At 71.3% G+C, this 19,073-nt stretch carries 19 protein-coding genes; 9 read left to right on the top strand and 10 right to left on the bottom strand.

Annotated elements, in window-relative coordinates; translation table 11 throughout:
• Positions 1–8: 8 nt before the first annotated feature.
• The 3 genes from EDF31_RS01950 to EDF31_RS01940 all read left to right on the top strand — a co-directional run bounded on the left by EDF31_RS01950 (position 9) and on the right by EDF31_RS01940 (position 2,504).
• Entirely contained in the window at positions 9–1,331 is a 1,323-nt protein-coding gene (locus tag EDF31_RS01950; RefSeq protein WP_131844989.1) for a carboxylesterase family protein, read from the top strand.
• Between the two features lie 63 nt (positions 1,332–1,394).
• The gene (locus EDF31_RS01945) at positions 1,395–1,985 is read left to right on the top strand and encodes a TetR family transcriptional regulator C-terminal domain-containing protein (RefSeq protein ID WP_131844988.1); all 591 of its coding nucleotides are present in this window, start codon (positions 1,395–1,397) and stop codon (positions 1,983–1,985) included.
• A 78-nt stretch (positions 1,986–2,063) separates the two neighbouring features.
• Complete coding sequence (locus EDF31_RS01940; RefSeq protein WP_123294468.1) at positions 2,064–2,504, top strand: NUDIX domain-containing protein; 441 nt, start codon at positions 2,064–2,066, stop codon at positions 2,502–2,504.
• A gap of 4 nt (positions 2,505–2,508) precedes the next feature.
• On the opposite strand, the gene EDF31_RS01935 is transcribed toward EDF31_RS01940, so the two are convergent.
• From EDF31_RS01935 to EDF31_RS01925, 3 genes are all read right to left on the bottom strand, one after another.
• Entirely contained in the window at positions 2,509–3,225 is a 717-nt protein-coding gene (locus tag EDF31_RS01935) for a hypothetical protein (RefSeq protein ID WP_131844987.1), read from the bottom strand.
• Positions 3,222–3,410: a hypothetical protein gene (locus tag EDF31_RS01930; protein ID WP_123294470.1), complete on the bottom strand. Its 189-nt coding sequence runs from the start codon at positions 3,408–3,410 to the stop codon at positions 3,222–3,224. Before EDF31_RS01930 ends, EDF31_RS01935 begins: the two co-directional genes overlap by 4 nt.
• A gap of 76 nt (positions 3,411–3,486) precedes the next feature.
• Positions 3,487–3,855 carry a VOC family protein gene (locus EDF31_RS01925; protein ID WP_123294622.1) on the bottom strand — a complete coding sequence of 123 codons (369 nt, stop codon included), beginning with the start codon at positions 3,853–3,855 and terminating at the stop codon, positions 3,487–3,489.
• 54 nt (positions 3,856–3,909) lie between these two features.
• Here EDF31_RS01925 and EDF31_RS01920 point away from each other — a divergent pair, with 54 nt between their 5' ends.
• Together EDF31_RS01920 and EDF31_RS01915 are read left to right on the top strand one after the other, a co-directional pair.
• Positions 3,910–4,548: a nucleoside/nucleotide kinase family protein gene (locus EDF31_RS01920; RefSeq protein ID WP_131844986.1), complete on the top strand. Its 639-nt coding sequence runs from the start codon at positions 3,910–3,912 to the stop codon at positions 4,546–4,548.
• A gap of 37 nt (positions 4,549–4,585) precedes the next feature.
• Positions 4,586–5,419 carry an SDR family oxidoreductase gene (locus tag EDF31_RS01915; protein ID WP_131844985.1) on the top strand — a complete coding sequence of 278 codons (834 nt, stop codon included), beginning with the start codon at positions 4,586–4,588 and terminating at the stop codon, positions 5,417–5,419.
• A 116-nt stretch (positions 5,420–5,535) separates the two neighbouring features.
• Here EDF31_RS01915 and EDF31_RS01910 read toward each other — a convergent pair whose 3' ends face one another.
• From EDF31_RS01910 to EDF31_RS01895, 4 genes are all read right to left on the bottom strand, one after another.
• Positions 5,536–6,879 carry an MFS transporter gene (locus EDF31_RS01910; RefSeq protein ID WP_347812689.1) on the bottom strand — a complete coding sequence of 448 codons (1,344 nt, stop codon included), beginning with the start codon at positions 6,877–6,879 and terminating at the stop codon, positions 5,536–5,538.
• Positions 6,876–7,532: an HAD hydrolase-like protein gene (locus EDF31_RS01905; protein ID WP_131844984.1), complete on the bottom strand. Its 657-nt coding sequence runs from the start codon at positions 7,530–7,532 to the stop codon at positions 6,876–6,878. Before EDF31_RS01905 ends, EDF31_RS01910 begins: the two co-directional genes overlap by 4 nt.
• A 213-nt stretch (positions 7,533–7,745) precedes the next feature.
• Positions 7,746–8,441, bottom strand: coding sequence for an endonuclease NucS (nucS, locus tag EDF31_RS01900; protein WP_111083752.1), 696 nt, complete (start codon positions 8,439–8,441; stop codon positions 7,746–7,748).
• Positions 8,442–8,450: 9 nt separating this feature from the next.
• Entirely contained in the window at positions 8,451–9,845 is a 1,395-nt protein-coding gene (locus EDF31_RS01895; protein ID WP_243649806.1) for an MFS transporter, read from the bottom strand.
• Between the two features lie 118 nt (positions 9,846–9,963).
• Between EDF31_RS01895 and EDF31_RS01890 the strand changes: the two genes are divergently transcribed.
• Positions 9,964–11,097, top strand: coding sequence for a LacI family DNA-binding transcriptional regulator (locus EDF31_RS01890; protein WP_207896093.1), 1,134 nt, complete (start codon positions 9,964–9,966; stop codon positions 11,095–11,097).
• A 280-nt stretch (positions 11,098–11,377) separates the two neighbouring features.
• Complete coding sequence (locus EDF31_RS01885) at positions 11,378–11,917, top strand: hypothetical protein (RefSeq protein WP_131844983.1); 540 nt, start codon at positions 11,378–11,380, stop codon at positions 11,915–11,917.
• 98 nt (positions 11,918–12,015) lie between these two features.
• On the opposite strand, the gene EDF31_RS01880 is transcribed toward EDF31_RS01885, so the two are convergent.
• The 3 genes from EDF31_RS01880 to EDF31_RS01870 form a co-directional block, all read right to left on the bottom strand.
• Positions 12,016–13,188, bottom strand: coding sequence for a hypothetical protein (locus tag EDF31_RS01880; protein WP_131844982.1), 1,173 nt, complete (start codon positions 13,186–13,188; stop codon positions 12,016–12,018).
• 68 nt (positions 13,189–13,256) lie between these two features.
• The gene (locus EDF31_RS01875; protein WP_131845184.1) at positions 13,257–14,567 is read right to left on the bottom strand and encodes an MATE family efflux transporter; all 1,311 of its coding nucleotides are present in this window, start codon (positions 14,565–14,567) and stop codon (positions 13,257–13,259) included.
• Between the two features lie 182 nt (positions 14,568–14,749).
• Entirely contained in the window at positions 14,750–16,087 is a 1,338-nt protein-coding gene (locus EDF31_RS01870; RefSeq protein ID WP_131844981.1) for a solute carrier family 23 protein, read from the bottom strand.
• Positions 16,088–16,168: 81 nt separating this feature from the next.
• On the opposite strand from EDF31_RS01870, the gene EDF31_RS01865 reads away from it, so the two are divergent.
• Positions 16,169–18,133, top strand: coding sequence for a M13-type metalloendopeptidase (locus tag EDF31_RS01865; RefSeq protein WP_131844980.1), 1,965 nt, complete (start codon positions 16,169–16,171; stop codon positions 18,131–18,133).
• Positions 18,133–19,071, top strand: coding sequence for a serine hydrolase (locus EDF31_RS01860; protein WP_131844979.1), 939 nt, complete (start codon positions 18,133–18,135; stop codon positions 19,069–19,071). The genes EDF31_RS01865 and EDF31_RS01860 overlap by 1 nt, the downstream gene beginning before the upstream one ends.
• Positions 19,072–19,073 lie beyond the last annotated feature (2 nt).

Below are 19,073 nucleotides of genomic sequence, written 5' to 3'. Positions count from 1 at the left end.
TGGAGCCCATGCTCGACGCGACGCCTGCCCCGTTCGACACCCCGGCCGGCCGGATCGTCGGGACGGTGGACGGCGACGTCGTCCGCGCGCTCGGGATCCCCTACGCGCGGGCCGACCGGTTCGCGCCGCCGGAGCCGATGCCGCCCTTCGCGAGCGAACTGCACGCGTCGACGCCGTCCCCCGTGGCGCCGCAGCCGCACGCGCAGTTCGTCGACCAGCTGCTCGGCGAGGTCGAGGACATCACCGTCGACGAGCACTGCCAGCGCCTGTCGATCACGCTGCCCGCCGACGTGACGCCCGACGAGCGCCTGCCCGTGATGGTCTGGATCCACGGCGGCTCGTACGTCATCGGCGGCGGCGACCTGCCGATCTACGACGCCCGCGACCTCGTGACCGAGCAGCGCGTGATCGTGGTGTCGGTGACCTTCCGGCTCGGGGTCCTCGGGTTCCTGGGCGACGGGGCGTCGATCCCGGCGAACCTCGGGCTGCTCGACCTGCTCGAGTCGCTCCGCTGGGTGCAGGCGAACATCGCCGCGTTCGGTGGCGACCCCGACCTCGTCACGGTGTTCGGGCAGTCGGCCGGCGGCGACGCAGCAGCCCACCTGATGATCAGCGACGGCGCGGCCGGGCTGTTCCGCCGGGCGATCATCCAGAGCGCACCGCTCGGGCTGTCGCGCGGTCGTTCCCGCATGAACCGCGCGATGATCCGGGCGGTCGGTGCCGTGCACGCCGACACCCCGCTCGACGACCTGCTCGAACGACAGGCCCTCGGCACCCGGGCTGCTGCGCCGTACGGACTCGCGGGCGGGATGCCGTTCGGCACCCAGTACGGGTTCGCCCCGTTGCCCGCCGAACGCGACCTCGACGACGCCTGGAGCCGAGTCGCTCCCGACGTCGACGTCCTGATCGGTTCCGCGACGGACGAGACCGGCATGTACGTGCCGTTGGTCCGCGGTCTGTCGCGGGTCGCTCGGTCACGGATCCTGCGCCCGGCGCTCCGCTGGTGGGTGGTCCGTCCGCTCTCCGACGTCATCTACGGCCGCGACGTCCGACGCTTCACCGCGCGGCACCGCCGAGCCGGCGGGCGGGCGACGTCCTACCGGCTCCTCCGTGGCGTGACGACCGCGCCGACCGGCGCCGTCCACATGAGCGACCTGCCGCTGTTGCTCGGCGGCCGCGAGGCCTGGGCCGGCACCCGATTCGTCCCCGAGCGCGACTGGCCCGAGGTCGAGCGGCGCGGCCGGGCCTTCCGTGCGATCTGGGCCGAGTTCGCCCGGACCGGCGCCGTCACCGCCCCGGACGACGAGACGCTGACGTTCGACCAGTACTGACCGTCTTCGCGCCCCCTGAACTGGCGGTCGCGTGGTCGCTCCCGGGACCGGACAATCGTCAGCATGCCCACGCCCGACGCCGATCTCCGTGCACGCATCGTGTCCGGTGCGATCGCGGCGTACCGCGCGACGGACTTCCACCGGGTCGGACCGGACGAGGTCGCCGAGCACGCAGAGGTGCCGGTCGCCGAGGTCGGCCGAGCGTTCCCGATGTGGGAACTCCTCGTCGTCGCGGTCATCGACCGGTGGAACAACGGCAGCCGACTCGCGCTGTGGCCCGTCGCCGAACGGGACGGTGCCGTCGCGTACCTGCGCGCCCGACTCGAGGCCGGCATCACGGACCCGGCCCTCGTCCGGCTCCGGATCGCTGTGCTCAGCGCCGCGTCGAACCCTGGCCACCCGGCAGCCGGGTGGTTCCGCACCCAGTACACCCGGGCGTTCGAGGACCTCACCCTCGCCCTGGTCCGTGACGTCGTCGCTGCCCGCGAGCCACGGGGCGCCTCGCCCCGGCACGCCGCCGAGCAGCTCATGGCACTGTTCGAGGGGCTGCAGCTGCAGGCGATGGTCCGCGACGACGCCGAGCCGCTGAGCGGCTTCGACCGCGCCGTCGCCCGGATGCGGGTCGGCTGGGCAGCAGCGCGCGTCGACGCCTGAGGACTCCGAGCGGGAGCACGGACGGGAGGCACGGCGCGGCTTGCGTGCGTCGGCTCGCCCACCTGGCATGGTCGGCCCATGGAGTACACCGACTACGACACCCGGCTCGCCGCGTACGGCGTGATCACGGACGGTGACCGGGTGCTCCTGGCGAAGCTGCGCTTCCCTGAAGCCGGCACGTGGACGTTGCCGGGCGGTGGCGTCGAGTTCGACGAGACCGTCGAGCAGGCCGTCGTGCGGGAGGTCCGCGAGGAGACCGGGTACGAGTCCGAGGTCGGCGCCCTGCTCGGCGTCCGGCACCACGTCGTCCCCGCGGAGCGCCGGATCCACGCCAACGGTCGCCCGATGAAGGCCGTGCAGGTCGTGTTCCGCGCGACGGTCGTCGGCGGCACACTGCGCGACGAGATCGACGGGTCGACCGACGAGTCGCGCTGGCTGCCCATCGCCGAGCTCCCGCACCACCGGCACGGGCTGCTCGTACCCGTCGCACTGGCGTGGGCGGGTGCGCTCACCCGCTGACCCCTCATCCGGCGGCCAGCGTCGCGAACTGTGTCGGGATCTCAGCGGGTGCCGGCGGCTGGACGGACCACCCGAGTGCGCGGAGTGCCTGGGCGGTCTCGGCGGGGAACTGACGAGCTGTCGCCGCCGCTTCACCTCGGCGCCAATGCTTCCGGAATTCGTGCACCGCTGACCGCCAGGTCGGGAGCGAATCGACGCCGCACTCGACGATGACGAACTCGACCACGTCGGCGAGACTCGGTCGGAAGTGCGGGCCGCCGAGCGGGAAGTGCAACGAGGACAGCCGAGCGGCGTCGCGACGCCCTGATCCGTTGTCGCCCGCCCTGGCCAGCAATGCACTGAACGAGCCGCGCTCGGCGTGCAGGTGCCAGTGCGACTGCGGGGTGGCGGTCAACGCTTCTTGGAACTCGAAACGGACCAGCGGTTGCCGGTCGTCTGCGAGGAACAGGGTGAACCGGCTCTCGTTCACCTCGAGCGCGTCGAGGTGGTCGAACCAGCGAAACCGCATCGACAGCGTGACGTCGGCGGTGTGGACGCCTCCGACCGTCAGACTGACTCGCGGGGTGCTTCCTACCTCTGGAGCAGGCTGGATGACGATCGTCCCGCTCGGCACGTCGAGGTCGTAGTCGACTCGCGCCCCGTGTCCGGGCAGGCAAGCGTCCAGGAGAGCCTGCGCGAGTTCCATCTGCTGTTGCGCCGCTGACTCCGCACTGCCGGTCATCGCTCGCCCAGCAGGAAGGAGATGCTGTCGAGCCAGTCCTGCGCCAGAAACTCGTCGATGAAGAGATCGCGCCACTGCTCGGTCGGCTCGAACTCTCGTTCATCGAGGTCCCACTGCGCCCGGACCCGCGCGCGTTCGATGAGGAGTTCCTCGCGGGTCCAATGTCGTCCCACCACAGCGGTCATGGCCGTCCTCTCGTCGTTGTGGGAAGACGGTAGGGCGGTCAGTGGAGCCGGCGCGAGCTTTCTGAACACAACATGTTCACTCGGCGACGACGCTCAGGACGTTGCCCGACGGGTCGGTGAACCAGGCGATGAGCGGCCCGCCCTTGCGGTTCACGCCCTTCTCGTCGGTCATCCCCTCGTACTGCAGGAACGTGATGCCCTTCGCGGTGAGCTCGTCCACCGCGGCGTCGACGTCCGGCACGGGGAAGTTCAGCACCGTGAAGGCAGCCGGTTCGTGCGCAGGGCCCTTCGGGTACACGAGGACACCGTGGCCGTCGCCGAGCTGCAGGAAGAGCATGCCGTGGTCCTCGGTGACCTCGACCCCCAGGACGTCCTGGTAGAACTCCTTCGCCTCCGGGACGTCACGTACCGAGAACCCGCTGAACGCCTTCGTCGCATCGACCATGCCGCCAGTGAACCACCCCGGTCCGGTGTCGGCGCGCTCTGCCAGGATGGGGCCGTGAGCCACCCGGACAGCAGCGTCGACGACGCCGTCGAGCGTGCGGTCGAGCTGGCCTCGGCGGGGCCCCGGGCAGTGCTCGGCATCGCGGGGGCTCCCGGTGCCGGCAAGTCGACCCTGGCCCGCCGCGTGGTCGCCGCCGTCGACGAGCGACTCGGGGCCGGCACGGCGGTGCAGGTGCCGATGGACGGCTTCCACCTGTCGAACGCCGCGCTCGACGCCCTCGGCCGGCACGACCGCAAGGGCGCCGTCGACACGTTCGACGCCGACGGCTACGTCGCCGTGGTCCGACGACTCGTCGCTGCCGACACCACCGTGTGGGCGCCGGACTTCGACCGCCGCATCGACGAGCCCGTCGCCGGCAGCATCGCCGTCCCGCCGACCGCCCGGCTCGTGGTCTCCGAGGGGAACTACCTGCTCGACGATGCCGAACCGTGGGCAGCGCTCGGCGACCTGTTCACCGAGACCTGGTTCTGCGCCGTCGACGACGGGGTGCGGGTCGACCGCCTGGTCGGTCGGCACATGCGTCACGGACGCGACCACGACGCCGCGCGCGCCTGGGCGGTGGAGGTCGACGGCGTCAACGCGGCGAGGGTCGCGCCCACGGTGATCCGTGCCTCCAGGACGGTGCGGACGTGACCATCAGAACGACGCGACACCGATCGAAGGAGCGACCATGACCATCGCCATCACCGGAGCGACCGGCAACATCGGGGGCGCCGTCGCACGCGCGCTCGCCGCGGACGGCGTGCCGTTCCGGATGATCGTGCGCGACGCAGCGCGCGCGCCGGAGCTGCCCGGCGCCGAGGTCGCGGTCGCGACGTTCGCCGACGCCGACGCCAGCCGGGTGGCGCTCGAGGGGGTCGACGTGCTCCTGATGGTGTCGGCGGCCGAGGCCGAGGACCGGCTCGACCAGCACCGCACCTTCGTCGCAGCAGCTGCCGAAGCCGGTGTGCGGCACGTCGTCTACACGTCGTTCCTCGGCGCGGCCGAGGACGCGACCTTCACCCTCGGGCGCGACCACTGGGCGACCGAGCAGACGATCCGCGCGACCGACACGGCGTACACGTTCCTGCGGGACAGCTTCTACCTGGACTTCGTCGAGGACCTGGTCGGCGAGGACGGCGTCATCCGCGGACCGGCAGGCGACGGCGCCATGGCGGCGGTCGCCCGCGCGGACGTCGCCCGGGTCGCGACGGCCGTGCTGCAGGACCCGGGTGCGCACGTGGACCGCACGTACGAGCTGACCGGGCCGGCGGCGATCACGCTCGCCGAAGCCGCCGCGGTGGTGACCGAGGTGCGTGGCCGGACGGTGACGTACCACCCGGAGACGTTGGACGAGGCGTACGCGTCTCGTGCGCAGTGGAACCCCGAGCCGTGGCAGGCCGACGCCTGGGTGAGCACCTACACGGCGATCGCCGAGGGGGCTCTCGCGCACGTGTCCGGCGACGTCGAGCGGATCACGGGCCGGCGCCCGATGTCGCTCCGCGAGGTGCTCGCCGCGCGGTAGTGGGCGCGGGCGGGGCGCGGGCGGGACTTCGTGAGCAGAAATGGTCGGGTCAGGTGCGGCGACCCGACCATTTCTGCTCACGAAGCGCCCCCGCAGAGCAGCTCGCGCGGCGCCCCTCAGGACACGCGGCGCGCGGCGAGCGTGCCGACGACCCCGAGCGTCAGCACCGACACGAGCACGACGAGCAGCGGTGCCGTCCAGTCCCCGGTCGCACCGTGCAGCGCCCCGGCGACGAGCGGCCCGGCCGAGCCGATCAGGTACCCGCCGCCCTGCACGAACGCGGACATCCGACGGGCATCGGCGTCGCTCGACACGATCCGCACGATCACGATGAAGATCACGGTGATGCCGCCGCCCTGGGCCGCGCCGCCGAGCACCGACCACAGCAACCAGAGCTGCGGGGCGAAGAGCAGCCCGAGGGGCATCGCCAGCCACAGGAACGCGACGAGCGCGATGATCGCCCGCGGCCGCCACTTCGCCGCGAGCAGCGGGACCCCGAGCGCACCGACCACGGCCAGGATCTGGAACACCGACGAGCTCGCCCCGGACGACGCCTTCGAGAACCCGATCTCGTCGTGCAGCAGGGTCGGGATCCAGGCGGTCAGGGCGTAGTACGAGAACGCCTGGCCACCGAAGGCCAGCGTGAGCCCCCACGTGATGAGTCGTCGTGCAGGACGGACCGGCTCGGCGGCGGTGGCAGCAGCAGCGGCCGCCGCGGCCCGGTCGGCGCGGATCGTCCGGATCGCCCCGGTGTCGAGCACCTGGTCGATCGGACCGGTGATCGGCAGGGGCTCGTCGTCGTCGGAGCGCACCGGGCGGCGCCACGCGGCCCGGGCGCCCACCGCGTACGTCCAGGCGAACCCGGCGATGACCGCGAAGACCGCCCACACGGCGATCGCGACGGGCCAACCCCACAGCGCCGCCAGGGGAGCGGTCGCGAGTGAGGTGATCATCGACCCGACGTTGAGCGCCGACGTGTAGACGCCGGTGACCAGCCCGACACGCTCCGGCGAGGTGTCCCGCCGGATGACGACGGGGATCACCACGTTGCCGATCGTGATGCCGATGCCGATCACCGCGGTGCCGATGAGCAGTGCGGCGGACGACGGCATCGAACGCACCACGGTGCCGGCGAGCACGATGACGAGCGACAGGGACACCGCACGCTCGGGGTCGGCCTTCGCGATGACCCAGCTGGCGAACGGCGTCGCCAGGGCGAAGCAGAGCACGGGGATCGTCGTCAGCAGCCCGGCGATCGTGGACGTCAGGCCGAGGTCGAGCCGGACGTCGCCGATGACCGGGGCCGTCGCGACGATCGGCCCGCGGAAGTTCAGTGCGATGAGGACGATGGCGGCGGGCAGCACCCACGCGGCGGCACGCAGCCCCTGCCGCGTCGCGCCGGTCCGGCCGCGCCCGCTCGTCGCGTCGGTCCCGCCCGTCGCGTCGGTCCTGCCCGTCACGGCAGCAGGATCGGGAGCAGGTCCAGCGGGGTGGCGGCCGTGGCGATGGTGCCCTCGGCCTCGGCGGGGGAGCCGTACCCCCACTCGGCGAAGACCACCGGGACACCGTGCACCGTGGCGCCCTCGACGTCGTGCACCCGGTCGCCGATGAGTACCGGACGGCTGATGTCGAACCCTCGGGCGTCGAGGCGGCGCAGGGCTTCCTCGACGACGTCGGCCTTGCTCGATCGGACCTCGTCGTCGCTGGCGCCCGTGATGATGTCGATGTCCCCGGTGAGCCCGTAGTGCTCGAGGATGTACGTCGCCGGCGTCTCGGGCTTGCTCGTCGCGGTCGAGATCGGCAGCCCCGCGTCGTGCAGCGTCCGGAGCACGACGTCGATGCCGGGGAACATCGTCGAGTCGAGGGCGCCGTGCGAGAAGTAGTGCTCGCGGTACACGGCGAGGGTGTGCTCCGCCTGCGCCTCGTCCATGCGCATCGCGACCCGGAACGTGTCCATGATCGGCGGGCCGACGAACGACATCAGGGTGTCGTGGTCGGGCACCGGCACGCCCACGGTGCGGAAGGTGTGCGTCAGGCTCTCGAGGATGCCCGGCGCGGAGTCGCTGATGGTGCCGTCGAGGTCGAACAGGATGGCGGAGAACGGGCTGGTCATGTCCTGCCCACCCTACCGGCGGTGGTCGACGGGACCATCCTGGTGCCGCGCGCGACGGGGCGGACGTGCGCCGGGCCTCCCGGTCGGGCGGCGGCGGCGGTCGGGCCGTCGGGCGGAACCAGGTTCCGGACACAGCACCACGCGATTCCGCGGTTCCGTGTCCGGAACCTGGTTCCGGCGGCAACGCACCAACACGCACGCGCCGCACCGCACTCAGAACAGGCGGGTGTGCCCGCCCTCGATACCGCGCATCGCGTCGTAGTCGAGCACGAGGACGCGGATGCCGCGGTCCTCGGCGAGGGTGCGCGCCTGCGGCGCCACGGTCTGCGCCGCCAGCACGCCCTGCACCGGACGCAGGTGCGGGTCGCGGTTCATGAGCTCGAGGTACCGCGTGAGCTGCTCGACCGCGTCGATGTTGGCGTTGCGCTTCATCTCGACGGCGACGCTTGCCCCGGCGTCGTCGCGCGCCAGGATGTCGACCGGCCCGATGGCGGTCATGTACTCGCGGCGGACCAGCGTGTGGCCGTCGCCGAGCAGTTCGATCTGCTCCGCGAGGAGCTGCTGCAGGTGCGCCTCGACCCCGTCCTTCACCAGGCCCGGGTCGACGCCGAGGTCGTGGGTCTGGTCCGCGATGACCTCGTGGATGGACACGATCAGGCGGTCCTGGGTCTTCTTCTGCGTCACCGTCCAGACCTCGGTGATGCCACCGACGGTCTGCTCCTCGTCCGGCTCGCTCATCTCGATCGAGCACGGCGGGCTCATCCAGTTCAGCGGCTTGTAGCTGCCACCGTCGGAGTGCACGAGCAGTGAGCCGTCCGCCTTGAGCATGAGCAGACGGGTCGCGAGCGGCAGGTGGGCTGAGAGCCGTCCGGCGTAGTCGACGGAGCAGCGGGCGATGACGAGACGCACCCGGGAAGCCTAACGGGCGTCGCGTCCCGACCCGGACGGCGCGCTCGTCGCGTCAGCAGTGCTGGTTGCGTCGGCAGCGTTCGTCGTGTTGGCAGCGTTCGTCGCGTTGTCGGCGCTGCCGGCGTTGTCGGCGCTGCCGGCCGGGAGGCGCGGCTCGCCCCCGCCGTGTCCGTCGCCGCTCCCGCGGGTCGGCCGGGCGGCGGCGCCGGTCTCACGGGCAGCACCCGACGCGAGTCCCGCCGCGATGATGAACACGAAGACGACCAGGAGCGCACCGAGCAGTCCGACGTGCTCGCCGAGGAACCCGATGAGCGGAGGACCGGCCAGGAATGCCACGTACCCGATGGTCGCGACGGCGCTGACCTTGGCGGCGGCTGTGCGGGGGTCGTCGGCGGCGGCCGACATGCCCATCGGGAAACCGAGGCTGGCACCGAGGCCCCAGAGCACCACACCCACAATCGCGAGCGGCACGTTGTCGATGAAGATGAGCATGCCGAGTCCGACCACCGCGACGGCGGCGCTGATCCGCAGGATCGGGACGCGCCCGAACTTGTCGATGAGGGGGCTGCCGGCGACCCGGCCGACGGTCATCGCGGCGAGGAACACCGTGAGCACGCCGGCACCGGCGGCGTTGTCGAGGCCGTGCCCGTCGATCATCGCGAGCGGCAGCCAGTCGTTCGCGGAGCCCTCGGCCAGGGCCATACCGAGCACGATCACACCGATGAGGATCGTGGACGGCTGCGCCCAGACCTGCATGCGGGTGAGCGGCGTCGCGACCGGGCTGGTGTCGGTGGAGACCTGCTCGGCGAAGCGGTGCTCGTCCTGGAACTTCGTGACGGCGACGAGCATCACGGCGCTCGTGATGACGACCAGCACGATGAAGTGCACGGACACCGGGATCTCGAGCCGCTCGGCCAGCGCTCCGAGCCCGGCGCCCGCCAGCGTTCCGAGGGAGAACGCTGCGTGGAACAGCGGCATGATCGTGCGCCCGCCGGCCTTTTCGGCTGCGGCACCGGACACGTTCATCGACACGTCGCACAGGCCGTTGCCGAACCCGAAGGCGATCAGGGCGATCCAGATGGCGGCGAAGCCCCAGCCGAGCGTGACCGCGATGCCAGCGAAGACCATGCCGAGCGCCAGGCAGGCGGCGGCGATCTGGATCCCGCGCCGCGCGCCGAGCTTGGCGACGATGTGGCCGGCGAAGGTCAGGCCACCGATCGAACCGACGGCCATGCCGAGCACGAGCAGCCCCATCTCGAACGTGCTCGCGCCCAATGAGTCGCGGACGCTCGGGATCCGGCCGAGCCACGTCGCGATGTCGAGCCCGGACAGGGTGAACACCACGAACACCGCGATGATCCAGGCCCTGGTGGTCGGAACGGTGCGGGTGGACGGCGTCGTCATGGTGGTCCCATCGTGCTTCGTTGCTGGTGGTCGTGGTGCGGGTCGCGCTGCGCGTTTTGTTCGGTGTCGGTCGTTATCGAATCGATTCGACCGCTTGTTCCCGCTACGCTAACCGGCGATGGACGAACCGGCAACAGCACTCGGCGCGTCGCCTTCCCGCGGCGGCGGCACCCGTCCGTCGCGCCCGACGCTGGCCGCGGTCGCCCGTGCCGCCGGTGTCGCGCCGTCGACGGCCTCGCTCGCGTTCAGCGGCAGCGGCCCGGTGTCCGAGGACGCCAAGGCCCGAGTCCTCGCCGCCGCCGCAGAACTCGGCTACGGCGGCCCCGACCCCCGTGCGCGTTCGCTCCGCCGAGGGCGTTCGGGCGTCATCGGTGTCGTCATGGACGAGCGTCTGAGCGATGCCTTCCGTGACCCCGTCAACGTCCTGACGCTCGACGGCATCGCCGAGGTCGCCGGGGCTGCGGGCGCTTCGCTCTTGCTCGTCCGGAGTCCGCTCGATGACGAACAGGGAGCCGGCCCCCTCGTCGATGCCCCGATGGACGCCGTCGTGCTCGTCGGGTGCAACGTCCGGATCGACCCGGCCGTGGCGGTGCTGCGGCGCCGGCAGATCCCCGTCGTCGCGATCGAGGCGGACGAGATCGAGGGTGCCGTCCCTGTTCAGCTCGACAACCGGGATGCCTCGCGCCGTGCTGCTGCGTACCTGCAGGACCTCGGGCACACTGCGGTCACGGTGGTGACGCTGCCGCTCGACGCTGCTCGTCGGCGGGGGCCGATCGACGACGACCGGTTCGCCTCGGGCATCGCGTTCACGACGCTCGAACGGCTCCGGGGCGTGCGCGAGGTCTACCCCGCCGTCGTGGCGGTCGAGACGGCGGGGAGCTCGGTGGAAGAAGGACGCCTGGCCGGCGTGGAGCTGTTCGCGGCGGACGGGCCACGGCCGACCGCGGTCATCGCGCAGAGTGACCTGATCGCCGTCGGGGTGATCTCGGCTGCCCTCGACGCCGGGCTGCGGGTGCCCGAGGAAGTCAGCGTCGTCGGGTTCGACGGCATCACGGTGGACGACAGCCTGCTGCACCGGACCCCGATCCGGCACCTGACCACACTCGTGCAGCCGTTCGTGCAGAAGGGCCAGGCTGCCGCTCGTGCTGCGCTGGCGATGCTCGAGGGGGCGGAGCCGCAGCCGGCGTCGTTCGTCTCGGAGTTGCGGGTGGGGGACACGACGGGGCCGCCGGCCCATGCTGGTACCTACTAGCGACGGCATCTCGCCCGCCGGCCCGAGGCATCGGGTCTAGACCTCTCGATCGGTCGGGCGCTCTGCGCATCACGTCGGGTCTGCAGTGGGTGATCAACGCGTACACGCTGCTGTTTGCTTCACTGATGTGCAGGGTGCCGGAGGGGGCGACCATGGCTAGAGGTGTTGCCGGAAGGCCCGGCCGTCACAGCGGCAACGCTTCGAGGCGCTCGATCGGTCAGAATAACAACGTGGACGGTGATATACAGAAGGTCACTATTGTCTGTGAACGGAGTTCTCCATGTCACGATTGCCCACCATCATCATCACCTCCACACTGACCGGCGCATTGCTCGCAGGGGTGTTCGCCGGTCCAGCGCAGGCCGCTCCGGCCTCGCCGAACTGGACGGTTGACGGGATCACGATCACCGGGATTCCAGCCCTGTCCGCGAAGTCAGCGGCGACGAGGTCCGACGTGTTGGACTACGTCGCAACTCACCAGACTGCGGTCACCTCGCACGCCGAGTCGGGTGAGCTCATCGCAGTCGCACCCGTTGGTGCGGCGACCGGCCGCATCAGCGAACGCAACACCTGCAAGAGCGGGGATGCCTACTGGGCGGCTGCGGCGACCCCGTACACGAACAACTGCTTCTACGGTTCTGCCGGCAAGTGGACCTTCTCATCGAAGGGTACGAAGTCGTACCGCTTCCGGACTGGGAACTACTCTGCGCGCGGCGCGTGGTTGATCGACGGAACGACGAAGTGGGGTGTCCGCCAGGCGCCCGGGTCGGTGAACACCCTCACGGGTACCGCCTGGGTGAAGGGCGCTCAGATCTACTGAGCGCCCGTCGTTTCGCGGACGGCCCCGTTCCCCTGTAGGGGCCGGCACCGCGTTGAACGAGGGGTGCGGTAGCGCTTGCGGACGACTCTTGAAGGCGGTCAGCGCCGCCGCACCCCGAGCCCCACCACCGCAACCAGGTTCACCGCACTCCCCACCAAGAACCCCGTCGTCCCACCCGCGACGCCAGCAACGGGTCCGAGCACCGCCATGAGCACCGCCCCGACGACGAACCCGGCGACCGAGGCCAGCGCGACCTGCCGCGACCTCCCCGACGCGAGCAACAGCGCAGCCGGCACGAGCCCGACGGTGAACACCCACACCCCGACCATCAGGTACCGCAGGTCGTCCACGGCAGCAGCCCCCTCGGCGGGGTAGACGATCGGCAGGAACCACCCGGCGAGCAGCGCCACCAGTCCGAACACGACGGCAGAAGCAGCAGCGAACCCGACGACGAGCAGGAGCGCCCCACGCGAGCGCAGCGATCCGCCGTCGGTCCGGTGCGCGAACGCCGGCACGAGCACCTGCCCCAACGCCTGCCCGAGCATCGACGCCGGCGTCGCCAGGGTGAACGCCGCCGCGTAGACCCCTGCGTCGTGCGCCGACGAGGTCACCTGCGCCGAGATCATCGTCAACTGCAGCAACCCGTTCGAGGTCACCACCGCCAGCACGTTCCACGCCGCGAACCCGAGCACCCCGGCAGCGGGTTCGCGCGAAGCAGACGCGAAGCCGTTGCCCCGCGGCCAGCACGCGATCGCGAACACCGTGTACCCGATGGCCAGGGGCAGCAGCACGAAGGGCTCGAGCCGAGCGACGCACGCCACCACGAGCATCCCGAGCGCGAGCACGCTCGTCACCGAGTCCCAGAGCGCGACCCGCGGTGCCCGACCGTAGCCGAGCTGCGCTCCGCGGGCGTAGCAGTACAGGCCGTAGCCGACGACGACCCCGACGCCACCGAGCACCATGCCGGGGCCGTTGCCCCAGGCGACCGCGACCGGCACGGTGACCGCGGCGAGCACCACGGTCGACACCAGCATCGACAGCCCGAGCACCCGGTTCACCGCGGCGTCCGACCGCCGACCCCGCAGCGCGATCGCCAGGTACCGAGAGGCGGTGTTGCCCGCGGCGTTCGGCCAGAGCAGCGCGACGAACACCGACAGGGACAACAGTGCAGTGGTCTGCCCGAGGGTCTCGGTGCCGAACGCCCGCCCGACGACGACGGTCACGAGCAGCTTCGCGACGCCCTGCACCCCGATCCCGACCGTGGCGAGCACGGCCGACGACGCCACAGAAGACGACGGAGCCACAGGCACAGAAGCCCCGCTGGAAGGACCAGGCCCGCTCACCGCGCCAACGCCTGTTCCACCCATCCACGCCGATGCGCGCGCACCCCGAGCGTCATCGCCCGGACCCCGATGTACCCGAGGGCGAACGCCGCCCACAGCCCCGCGAGCGTCCCGCCGGCCCACCACAGCAGCGGCAGGTACACGACCAGGTTCACGCCGCCCGCGATCGCCAGGTACCGCGCATCCCCGGCCCCGATCAGCACCCCGTCGAGCACGAAGACGTACCCGGCGACGGGCATCCCGACGGCGATGAGCACCAGCACGAGCGGCAGCGCGTCCCGCACCGCGGACGAGTCGGAGAACACCGGCCCGAGCACACCACTGACAGCCAGGGTCACCACGCCGAGCAGCGCCCCACCGACGATCCCGAGCAGCACGAGCCGCCGCGTCACCAGCCGTACCCGGACCGGGTCCCGCGCCCCGAGGCCGTGCCCGACGAGCGCCTGCCCGGCGATCGCCAGGGCATCGAGCGCGAACGCCAGGGTCGAGAACACGGTCAGCCCGACCTGCGTCGTCGCGAGTCCTGCCGTCCCGAGTCCGGCGGCCGCGCCGACGGTCGCGAGCATCGCGATCCGCAACGACGCGGTCCGCAGGAACAGCCAGGTCCCGGACCGCAGTGCCCGGACGACGCCCGAAGCGCCGGGGCGAAGCGGCGCTCCCGACGACCGCGCGGCCCGCACCGCGATCCGGACGTAGACGATCGCCATCGCCCACTGCACGATGACGGTGCCGGCGGCGGACCCCTCGACGCCCCAACCCGCCCCGTAGATCAGGAGGGCGTTGAGCAGTCCGTTCGCGACGAACCCGATGGTCGCGACGACGAGCGGGGTCTTCGTGTCCTGCAGCCCGCGCAGCAGCCCGGTCGAGGCGGTGACGACCAGGATCCCGGGCAGCCCGATGAGCGAGACCGTCAGGTACGCAGTCGCCGCCGCTGAGACTTCGGGCGACGCACCGAACAGGTCGACGAGCGGCCCGGCGAGCGGCCACCCGACGAGCGCGAGCACCACTCCCAGCACGAGCGCGAGCCACATCCCGTCGATGCCGGCGTGGACTGCGCCTCGTCGGTCACCACCGCCGAGCGCGCGGGCCACGGCCGGCGTCGTCGAGTACGCCAGGAACACCAGCAGCCCGGTCACGGTCGACAGCACGGCACTCGCGAGTCCGACGGCCGCCAAGGGTGTCGCACCGAGGTGCCCGACGAGTGCGGTGTCGGTGAGCAGGAAGAGCGGCTCGACCACGAGCGCACCGAGCGCGGGTACCGCCAACCGCACGATGTCGCGATCGACCGCACGCCGTTCGCTGGTCACTGCGGGTCGCGTCGGTCGGGGCACCGGCCCATTCTGGCGGCGATGCGGACCCCGCGCGGCCCACGCACGCAGTCGACGTGGCGACAGGGCGGACGGGAGGCCCGTGGCGGCGCCGCCACGGGCCTCCCGTCCGGTGGTCCCACGTCGTCAGGCCGGACGCGCGTTCCGGCCGACCACTCGCGTCAGTCGGCGCGTGGTTCGGCGGGGACACCGCCGGTGGCGGCGTGCGCGTCTTCGGAGGCGACGGGCGTCGCCTCGTCGGTGCCGCGCGCCCGCCCGATCAGGTCCATCAGGTGGTAGACGACGATCGCGGCGATGGTGCCGAGGATGATGCCGCCGAAGCTCGCCTGGCCGAACGCGAACGTGAAGTCCGCGATGCCGATGATGAGCGCGATGCCAGCGGTCAGCTGGTTCTTCGGCTTCGAGAAGTCGACCCGGTTCTCGACCCAGATCCGGATGCCGATGACACCGATCAGGCCGTACAGGGCGGTGGTCGCACCGCCGAGCACGCCGGCGGGGACCGAGGAGATGACGGCACCGATCTTCGGGGAGAGGCCGAGCAGGACGGCGGCGATCGCGGCGACCCAGTACGCGGCGGTGGAGAAGACGCGGGTGGCGGCCATGACGCCGATGTTCTCGCCGTAGGTGGTGGTGGCGGAGCCGCCGCCGGCACCGGCGAGCACGGTGGAGATGCCGTCGGCGAAGAGCGCCCGGCCGGTGAGGGGCGTGAGGTCGCGTCCGGTGAGCTGTCCGACACCCTTCACGTGGCCGACGTTCTCGGCGACGAGCGCGAGGACCACCGGCACGAACGCCAGGTAGATCGCGAGCTGCGACGGGTCGAACGCGGGAGCGGTGAACGTCGGCAGGCCGATCCAGGCGGCGTCGCCGACCTTCGAGTAGTCGACCTGGCCGCCGATCAGCGCCGCCACGTAGCCGACGAGCACGCCGATGACGATCGACAGGCGACCGATCAACCCCTTGAACAGGACGGTGACCAGGATGATCGCGGCGAGGGTGATGACCGCGACGACCGGGGCGGCCGTGAAGTTGTCCTTCGCCGCCGGAGCCAGGTTGAACCCGATCAGGGCGACGATCGCACCGGACACCACAGGCGGCATCAGGCGGTCGATCCAGCCGGCGCCGGCCAGGTGCACCACGAGCCCGACGATCGCGAGCAGGGCGCCGACGACGATGATGCCGGACAGGGCGAGCGGGATACCGCCGATCTTGGTGGCAGCACCGATCGGTGCGATGAAGGCGAACGACGACCCGAGGTAGCTCGGCAGCCGGTTGCCGGTGATGAGCAGGAACAGGATCGTGCCGATGCCGCTGAACAGCAGGGTCGTCGACGGCGGGAACCCCGTCAGCAGCGGCACCAGGAAGGTGGCGCCGAACATCGCGACGACGTGCTGCACGCCGAGACCGATCGTCCGGCCCCAGGTCAGTCGCTCGTCCGGTGCCACGATCGTCGTCGCGGAGACGGTCTTGCCGTCGCCGTGCAGCTTCCACGGAAGTCCCATGCGATGACCGTACCGGCAGCCGTGCGCAGGTGACGACGTACACCGACCTGCTGCATGGCGTCGGTGGCTATCGTGGACCGCATGACCGACGTCGCACGTGCCTCCGGCATCCACACTGACGAACTCGACCCCGCGGTGCGCCCCCAGGACGACCTGTACCGCCACGTGAACGGCACCTGGATCGCCGAGACGCCGATCCCCGACGACAAGGCCCGCTACGGCTCCTTCACGGTGCTGGCCGAGGCCGCCGAACTCGCCGTCCGCGAGATCATCGAGCGCTCGCAGCAGGCCGCCCCCGGCACCGAGGAACGCAAGGTCGGTGACCTCTTCTCCTCCTTCACCGACGAAGCACGGCTCGAGGAGCTCGCCACCGCGCCGATCGAGCCGCTGCTCGCCGAGATCACGGCCATCGAGTCCGTGCCGGAGCTCATCGCCACCGTCGGACGCTTCGAGCGCCTGGGGCTGCCGAGCTTCCTGCAGCTCTTCGTCGACAACGACCCGGGCGACCCCGAGTCCTACGTCGTGTTCCTCGAGCAGTCCGGTCTCGGCCTGCCCGACGAGTCCTACTACCGTGAAGAGCGCTTCGCCGACATCCGGACGAAGTACCGCGAGTTCGTCGCGGCGATGTTCCCGCTCGCCGGGTTCGAGGACGGTGGCGACCGCACCGAGCACGTCATCGCGCTCGAGACCGCTCTGGCGTCGAAGCACTGGGACAACGTCACCACCCGCGACAGCCAGAAGACCTACAACAAGCTGCCCTGGGCCGAGGTCGCGGCGCTCGCCGAGGGCATCGACCTGCAGACGTGGTGGGAGGCCATCGACGCACCGGCCGGCGCGTTCGAGACGGTCGTGGTCCGCGAGCCGTCGTTCATCACGGGCCTGGCCGAGCTCCTGCGCGACCAGCCGCTCGAGGTCTGGAAGGACTGGTTGCGCTGGCAGGTCATCCGTGGCTCAGCCGCGTACCTGACGAGCGCGTTCTCGGCCACGAACTTCTCGTTCTACGGCACCGCCCTCACCGGGGCGCCGAAGCAGCGCGAGCGCTGGAAGCGCGGCGTCTCCTTGGTGGAGGGCGCAATGGGCGAGGCCGTCGGCCGGATCTACGTGCAGGAGCACTTCGACGAGACCTCGAAGGCCGCGATGGACGACCTCGTCGCCAACCTGGTCCAGGCGTACCGGCAGAGCATCACGGCGCTCGACTGGATGACCGACGAGACCCGTGCGCGTGCTCTCGACAAGCTCGACAAGTTCACGCCGAAGATCGGGTACCCGGTCAAGTGGCGCGACTACTCGGCGCTGCCGGTCGTGCCCGACGACCTCGTCGCGAACGTCCGCGCCGTCGCGTCGTTCCAGGTCGACCGCGAGCTCGGCAAGATCGGCAAGCCGATCGACCGCGACGAGTGGTTCATGACCCCGCAGACGATCAACGCGTACTACAACCCCGGTTTCAACGAGATCGTGTTCCCCGCGGCGATCCTGCAGTTCCCGTTCTTCGACGCCGACCGCGACGCCGCAGCCAACTACGGTGCGATCGGTGCCGTCATCGGCCACGAGATCGGGCACGGCTTCGACGACCAGGGCTCGCAGTACGACGGCGACGGCAAGCTCGAGAACTGGTGGACCGAGGCGGACCGCACGGCGTTCGAGGAGCGCACGAAGGCCCTCATCGCCCAGTACGACGCGCTCGTCCCGACCGAGGTGCCGGACGGCCACGTCAACGGTGCCCTGACGATCGGCGAGAACATCGGCGACCTCGGTGGCCTGTCGATCGCGTGGAAGGCGTACCTGCTGTCGCTCGACGGCCAGGAGCCCCCGGTCGTCGACGGCCTGACCGGTGCCGAGCGGTTCTTCCTGAGCTGGGCGCAGGCCTGGCAGATGGCGATCCGTCCGGAGGAAGCCGCGCGCCTGCTGTCGATCGACCCCCACTCGCCGAACGAGTTCCGGTGCAACCAGGTCGTCCGCAACATCGACGGCTACTACGACACGTTCGGCGTGACCGAGAAGGACGCGATGTACCTCGACCCCGCCGAGCGCGTCGCGATCTGGTGATGGTGGAGCCGGACGCGGCTCGGTCGTCACGCCGTCGGCGGCCGGAGGACCGCTCGGGTGGTGGCGGTCGGGCGCGCGGCCGGCACAGCGGTCGGCCGGACGACCGCTTCGGCGCCACGACCGAGGCTCTCGGCGCGCTCGCCCTCGACGGCGCCGGGGTCAGTGCCTCGGTGATCGACACCTCGACCGGCAAGGCCCTGCTCGCGATCGACGACACCGTCGTGCAGCCCGTCGCGAGCCTCGGCAGGGTGCTGCTGCTGATCGAGGTCGCGGCGCAGCTCGAGGACGGCCGCCTGCACGGCGACCGCCTCCAGCGCATGGCACGGGACACCGCGACCGGCGCTGGCCTGTGGCAGTTCCTGCAGGAACCGACGATGCAGGTGCCCGACCTGGCGACCCTGGTCGGTGCCACCGGTGACACCTGGGCGATGAACGCACTGTTGTCGACGGTCGGCATCGACGCCGTCCGCGAGCGTGCCGAATCGCTCGGCATCGAACGGACCGCGCTGATCGACCGGGTACGCGACCGTCGTGGTCCCGATGACGCCCCGGACGCCTCGGTGGCCCCGACGGGTGAGCTCGCGTGGGTGATGCGCGGCCTGGCGCTCGGTGAGGTCGTGGACGAAGCGGTCTCGAACCGGGTGCTCGGCTGGCTGTCGCTGGCGAGCGATCTGAACCTGGTCGCCGGCTCGTTCGGCCTCGACCCCCTGGCACACCGTGCGCTCGACCACGGGTTGCAGGTCGTCGCGGTCACCGGGTCGAGCACGGGCGTCCGTGCCGAGGCCGGGATCCTCCGGGGTCCGGGGTCGTCGGTCAGCTACGCCGTGACGGTGACGTTCGACGACGCCTCGTTGCAGCGGCGCCTCGCGGTCATCGAGGCACTGCGGACCATGGGCACCGAACTGCTCGAGGCAGTGCACGCCCCGGCGCGCCGCTGACC

The organism is Curtobacterium sp. PhB142, from assembly GCF_004341255.1.
Lineage (GTDB): Bacteria > Actinomycetota > Actinomycetes > Actinomycetales > Microbacteriaceae > Curtobacterium.
Note: the sequence above shows the minus strand (reverse complement) of the source record. Positions and strands in the feature narration are given on the sequence as shown.